This is a genomic window from Paenibacillus zanthoxyli JH29 (assembly GCF_000520715.1).
In the GTDB taxonomy this organism is placed as follows: Bacteria; Bacillota; Bacilli; order Paenibacillales; family Paenibacillaceae; genus Paenibacillus_AQ; species Paenibacillus_AQ zanthoxyli.
The window spans coordinates 1-6,640 of record NZ_ASSD01000435.1 but is presented as its reverse complement, the minus strand read 5'-3'; the positions used below and the strand labels follow the sequence as shown (position 1 = coordinate 6,640).

At 51.6% G+C, this 6,640-nt stretch carries 6 protein-coding genes; all 6 read right to left on the bottom strand.

Annotated features, from left to right (window positions below):
* A partial coding sequence (locus L691_RS0116560) for a dynamin family protein (protein ID WP_025691554.1) occupies positions 1 to 1,078 on the bottom strand: 1,078 nt, incomplete at its 3' end.
* 175 nt (positions 1,079 to 1,253) lie between these two features.
* Complete coding sequence (locus L691_RS0116555; RefSeq protein WP_025691553.1) at positions 1,254 to 1,520, bottom strand: hypothetical protein; 267 nt, start codon at positions 1,518 to 1,520, stop codon at positions 1,254 to 1,256.
* 49 nt (positions 1,521 to 1,569) lie between these two features.
* Entirely contained in the window at positions 1,570 to 2,235 is a 666-nt protein-coding gene (nth, locus tag L691_RS0116550) for an endonuclease III (RefSeq protein ID WP_025691552.1), read from the bottom strand.
* 205 nt (positions 2,236 to 2,440) lie between these two features.
* On the bottom strand, positions 2,441 to 5,194 hold the full coding sequence (locus L691_RS0116545) for an S-layer homology domain-containing protein (protein ID WP_025691551.1): 2,754 nt from the start codon (positions 5,192 to 5,194) through the stop codon (positions 2,441 to 2,443).
* An 84-nt stretch (positions 5,195 to 5,278) separates the two neighbouring features.
* A complete protein-coding gene (locus tag L691_RS0116540; protein WP_025691550.1) occupies positions 5,279 to 5,941 on the bottom strand; it encodes a GerMN domain-containing protein in 663 nt (220 codons plus the stop codon).
* Positions 5,942 to 6,078: 137 nt separating this feature from the next.
* On the bottom strand, positions 6,079 to 6,640 hold a 562-nt coding region (locus L691_RS0116535; protein WP_025691549.1), incomplete at its 5' end, for an N-acetylmuramoyl-L-alanine amidase family protein.

The following is a 6,640-nucleotide window of genomic DNA, read 5'->3' as shown; positions in this document are numbered from 1 at the left end:
CCCGGATATCGGCGGGCATCAGGTTGGCGTTGCCGAGGAGAGCGTCCAGACTGCCGCGAAGCTTATGCCGTGCGCGTTCAGGCAGCGTCTCCAGTTCCTTCTCCTCTTCTTCCAACCCGGCCAGCTCACGTTCCAGGCTAACGGGATCTTCACCGTCAAGCTCTTCCAGCAGCGCTTCCCTTTCCTCCTGCTGCCCTTCGCGGAACGCGGACAAATAAGCTTCGGCCGTATGCTCGATCGAGCGGGACAGACTGTATGCCAGAAGCTCCTTCCGCCGTTCAAGCAATTCTGTAATCAGACGGGGAAGGCTTTCCAGGCGGCTCAGCGGATGTGCTTGTTCTTTCAGCGAAGTGAACAGCAGACCGGTAAACTTGACGCCCCAATCATGGAAAGCGCTTTCCACTTGCTTCCGGTAATCCTCTATGCCTATCTCCTGTTCCCGATGCTTGTCGATCTGGTTGATGATCAGGTACAGCGGCTTGCCCCAATCGCTCAAGGTTTTGGCGAACGCGAGATTGTTCTCGGACTGTACATGATTGTAATCCATAATGTAGAATACGATATCCGCCAGATGCAGCGCCGAACGGGTTGCGCTTTGATGGCCTTCCTCCGTGGAATCCACCCCAGGGGTATCCATAAGCACGCCATGCGGCCCCAGAAGCGGCACATCCTCCCACACCTCGATTGCAGTGTAATCTTCTCCAAGGCGGCAGTAATCCCGGAGCTGCTTCGCTGACGCTTCAATAGGTTCTCCCCAGCCAGTTCCGCCATTCCCTCTATAGATCAGCGTTCGCGGGGTTCCGCGGCGAATCGAGACAACATTTGCGCTCGTAGGGAGCGGTCCCGAAGGAAGAATATTTTTGCCGCACAGCGCATTGATCAGACTTGATTTCCCTGCCGAAAAATGACCGCAAAAAGCGAAGACCAGCTCCCCGGACTTTTCTTTTTCGAGCAGATCCGCGAAAATACGACCTGTATCCCTGTCACCTTGCAGCTCCGCCCACTCGGAGAGCTTTGCCAGATTCCATTTTGAAGCTCTATTCACATCGCTTTGTATTCTCTCCCGCTCCGCACCCATATGGTATCCACCTCTGCCGCCATGTAATGGTCATTCGCCAGGCTAGTCGGTATCCGGTAATTATTTTTATAAGAATAGAATAATTCCATTTTATCATCGGATTGGCACAAATCAAATATGCAGGGAGAAGAAAAAAGCGGAGTTCCCTCTATCGGGAACTCCGCCGTTTAGCCGCTTAGGCAGTCTCAAGCACAGGCAGCAGAATTTCAAATACCTTGCCATGCTGAAGGATTGTCAGCCCGCGGGATTTGTCTTTCATCACCACGACTTCAGGCTTTTGCGCCATGCGCTCCAGGTAATGTTCAGGCACGTCGCCGGAATGGCTGATCGTTATGCCCTCTACCTCCTGCTCCTCGTTCTCTTCCATCGAACTGTCCACTACACGGTCGAAAATATCTGAGAACAGCTCAAAATTATCTGTGTATACGGAAATGCATTTCATTCTAATCCCATCCTCTTCTTCATATCTGACTTAAAGCGGCCGCGCTTCACTATTTCTTAGCTTTGCTTACCGTCGAGGTTTTCATACGTTTCTTCCCTTCGCGGCATACATCCAGAAGCGGGCATACCTGACATTTCGGATTCTGCGCCTTGCAGTGATATCTTCCGAAAAAAATCAGCCGGTGATGCGTCAGCGTCCATTCATTCTTCGGGACCGCCTTCATCAGCTTCTTCTCAACCTCCAGCACTGAATCCTTCCATCCCGCGAGCCCCAGACGCTTGGATACCCTCTCAACATGCGTATCCACGGCAATCGCAGGCACGCCGAAGGCGTTGGATACGACCACATTGGCTGTCTTGCGTCCCACTCCCGGAAGTGTAACCAGCTGATCGTGGGCCTGCGGCACTTCCCCGCCATACTGATCGATCAGAATGGAGCATAAATTCTGAATATGCTTTGCCTTATTGCGGTAAAGGCCGATCCGCCGGATGTCTTGCTCCAGTTCCTCCAGCGGGACGGAAACATAATCCAGCGGTGTCTTATACTTCTGGAACAAGTCTGCAGTGACTTTGTTTACGGTTGCGTCCGTGCATTGGGCCGACAGCAGCACGGCAATCGTCAGCTCGAACGCATTGCTGTGGTTAAGCTCACAGTCCGCATCCGGAAACATCTCGCCAATCGTATCCAGAATGTGGCGGACATCTGAAATCTTCATATGGTGTACCTCACATGTCAGGTATATCGCTCTGCTAGTATAAATGGTTGCACCAACATATTCAAGGAAGTTCAATGGAGTATGTATTATAGCCGGGTGATCCCATACATGACAATATTGTATCTCCTCTTCCTAGAAAAAAACGTCCCGACGCAGGGAAGCCATGCGTCAGGACGGTATCTCTCGCGGAAAAAGCCGCCATTCCTTACTGCTTCACAATTTCAACCACGACATTGTTATTGAAATATACTGCAATTTTATCATTTTCTTTGAGAGATTGCACGGATAAAGTCGTGTCGCCTTGGTGAATGTATACGTTAGGCGACAGGATGAACCGGTAATTTTCGTCATTTACGTTATCCCGCTTGACGACAATGCGGCCTGCAGCTGCATCATAGCTCGAAAAGTTGCGGGTCTGAACGGGCAGTACGCGTACAATCGTCGTTCCGTCGGCATCCTTGCGGACCTCCGCTCTTTCGGATAACGAAAGGGAACTTAGCGCTGTGGAAGTGCCGTTGTCACGGACAATTTTGACGCTTCCTCCCGTTCCGAAGGCTTGGACAGTGCCCGCATAGTCTTTAACGCTCAGTGTCCCGGCTGCAGCGTCAATGGCTGTTACCTGACCTGTCGTTGTCTTTACGGATTGAATTGACAATGGGGAGCTTCCAAGTGCGCTGACATTGACATAGTCTCCAGCCTTGAGGTCGCTCAGTTTGATCGTCTGTCCAGTCTCGTCGGTCAGCGGAATGGCGAGCGTGTAAATATCGATGTTCCCTCCGGATGTCTTGACGCCCAATTTGTTGTTCGCTGCATCGACATACGCAAGCCCCAGCTGCTGAGAAGTCTTAACCTTCAATACAGTCAAAACATCCTGGCTTGTCGGGACATAGCCGATTACGCTGCTGCCAACGGACACATCGGTCATGGAAAGGCCCGTTCGTCCGAACATCTCGACAATCGGCGGATAAGGGAAAGTCATGGAATGGCCGTCGGCCGTCTTCAGCACAATTGACTTTGACGAAGTATTGACCGAAGTAAGGGCGCCTTCATACTTGCTGACAATCTCTAGGGAAAGCGTCCGCTGGCCGAGAGCATTGACATTCACCTTCCGGTTCTCTGTCAGCATCGGACCAATAGTGGTCAACGTAGGCACAATTCCGTTATCGTTAATATATTTTGTATTATCATCCAGTTCATATACATGCGGTTTATCTCCGTTGTCGGTAACCGTCAGCAGCTTGGTCTTGGAATTGTAGCTGATAACCGACGCTCCAAACTGCTGATCGAGCTTGCGGCTGATTACAGATATTTTAGTAACCTGATCGCTGCCGTTTAACGTCAATTCCACAGTATCGCCGTAGGTCGCATCGGCAATGAGATCCGCTGCGGCCGGTTTGGTATAGCCCGGGATGATGATGGCGGGGCTCGATGCAAGCAGCTGGACGCCGCGTGTGCCATCGGCTTTCTTGTAAACTACGGAGGAACTGTTCAGGTCAGTGAGCATTCCCTGCACCGTCCGTTCTACAGCCTGCGTCACTTCGACGGAGCCAATCAGATTATTCTCAATCTTATAATTCACCGTTGCGCCAGCCTTCAATTCAGAAGGCAGCAGAATAGCCTTTTGATAGCTGAATAGGGCGCTGTCCGCCCATTTGAATGTTTCGTCCGTTCCGGAAGCGTTCGTGAAGGTTATTGTCTTAGCGGTAAGATCGATGCTTTTGAGCGTTCCGGATGCTGTCTTATTGACCACACCGGAAGTAACCTGAACTTTAAGAATCTTGTTCTGTCCTGTAAATGTCTCTCGTGTAATTGCCACGATACTATCCTCCGAAATCGAGGAAGCTGCAATGGTGCTGCCCCCCGCATCCACAAAGGAAGTTGCGTTGTCGAAAGCATACTCCGGATAACCGTCGGCATTTTTCAGCCATAGTTTATTGCCGCTCACGGACAATCTCGCGAATGTTCCTTGGATCGTCTCCACCTGCGGTTTCGGATCAGTCAGTTCTACATAGGAAGCCGCCCCGTTCTTGCCAATGACCGTGACTTTTGTATAAGGCTGAATATTGTTCAATGAAATCGCCGTTTCGGCGGCGCTGCTGAAATAAGCCGTTCCGGAGTTCAAGGAGTATACAGAGCTGGAGACGCCGCTATATAGTGTCATTTTGCCTTCTTTTACATCGGTTACGATACCTCTTGACGTATTATTGTATGCCGCCGCCGAATAAGCCTCCGCCCGGCTGAAGAAGGTGGCGAGCTGTGCCCGCGTAACTTCTCCCGTTGGATTGAAAATGTTCCCGCTCAATCCGTTCGTCAGTCCAAGGTCGATCGCAGTGTTGATATATCCGCGTTTACCTGCGGAAATCTTGGCGTCATCCGCAAATCCCGAAGGCTCGCTAGCGACTGCCTGCGCATCGGATGTCTTGCCAAGGGCGCGGATTAACAGCTCGGCGATCCACTCGCGGGTAGCCTTGCGTGTACCCCAGGACGTCTTCAGATTGTCGTCAGCCATTTCCGTCGTTTTGTCCAGCACGTTCCGCTGAAACGCCAGCACGACATAAGGCTTGTAATAATTGGAGACGTCAAAGCCGGACGGAAGCGCTGTTGCAGTCTCTCCCGAAGCCTGGTTATCCAGCTTCATGAAACGCAAAGCCATCAGCACAGCTTCCTGTTGGGTAACAGGGTCCGCCGGACGAAACTTTCCGTTGTTGCCTATGATGATTTCCTGTGCGGCCAGCTTATAGATATGCTTCTCGGCCCAAAAGCCGGAGGTTACATCGGAGAAAGCTCCAGTCCTCGTTGCACTCAGCGAAGATACGGCCCCAGCTGTGTCCCCGGCGGGCGCACTTTCCGCCAATACCGTTCCCGCTCCGCCAAACGCAACCGCCCCGGCGAGCAGGACGGATATAGCTTTCTTAGTATATCCCTTATTGTAATAGTTGTACTTGATAAGTTCAGACAATTTGGAATGTTCCCCTCTCTGCATATGGATAAACCGTCCCTGTCATTAGCGGAATTTGATATGCCGACGCTCTTCCTGTACGGCTTACTGACTGTTCTCCCTGGTCATCGGATGCAGCAGGTCCGCATGACCCATCAGGCTCTCAACCTGCTCCCCATCAACCAGCAGTTCAATACTCTGAACTTCCGAAAATTGGAACAGCGTCTTAGTCAGCGCGCTGAGCGCAAAGGATTCGCCTCCGGCACCTAGCTGAGCCTCTGCCGGTTTGTGAATATCCATCACGATTTGCCCGTTCTCGAACTTCAGAGACTTTAGTTCCATTTTTCCCCATAGAGGGATCAGGTCCGTATTATCGCTTTTTTGCAGCGATTTGAAAGCCTCGGTGTATTTTTCAGTGTCGTCCTTATAAGCAATGTCCGCCTTTGCCGGCTTCAGATCCGTCATTTGAGAATCCGCGTAATAGACATCAATCGTTTGACTCTTTTTCTCCTCGGGCGGAGCAGCGCTCAGTGACGGCTCAACTGAAGGACTCTCGTTTTCTGCCGTCGGCTGCGCCGAACTATCCGGAACGGTACTTTCCACAGGCTGCTCCGAAGCTTCAACATTCCCTTCAGCGCCGCTGACGACAGCCGGTGAAGCGATGCCTCCCTCATTTGCAGGCGCTGTAGACGGTTTATCGCCGCACCCTGCCAGCACAAGCAGAAGAGCCGACGCTATACCGATGATCCCCATTTTTTTATTCCACAATTTCAACGCCTCCTTAGTAAGATGGTGCAATGAAGAATCTTGTAATCTATAAGAAGGGGCAGACCCTTCCGCAGAGCATCCTCTATCCCTGCATGGGCAGAAGCCTGACTCTGCGGCGTCAGTCTGCCGTGAGGCTGCTAGCTGATGCCCAGGTACTCCTTGATTCCGCTAACAATCGCTGCGGCCACCCTATTCTGCAAATCTTCCGTAAATAGGAGAGCTTCATCTTTTTTATTGCTGAGATAGCCAGCTTCCAATAGAATCGCCGGCATCTTCGTTTCACGAATAACATGAAAATTGCCGTACTGCACACCCCGGTCGCTGAGTCCGGTAGCCTGTACCAAATATTTATGCATTACAGCGGCAAATGCCTTGCTCTCATCCCGCTTATAATACGTCTCGGTGCCGCTCGCAGCTGTAGTGGGGCTGCTGTTGGCATGTACCGAAATGAACAGGTCTGCGTTCAAGTTATTGGCGATAGCCGCTCGTTCTTTAAGCTCAAGGAAAGTATCATCGCTGCGTGTCAGCACAACCTCGATATTCGCCTCCTGCTTCAGCAGCGCCTCTGCTTTGAGGACTACCGCCAAATTAAAGTTCTTCTCATATTTCCCTGTGACCCCGACCGCACCGGAATCCTTGGCACCGTGCCCGGCATCCAGTACAACGAGCTTCTTGCCGCCTCTGTCAGGAGGACCCGTA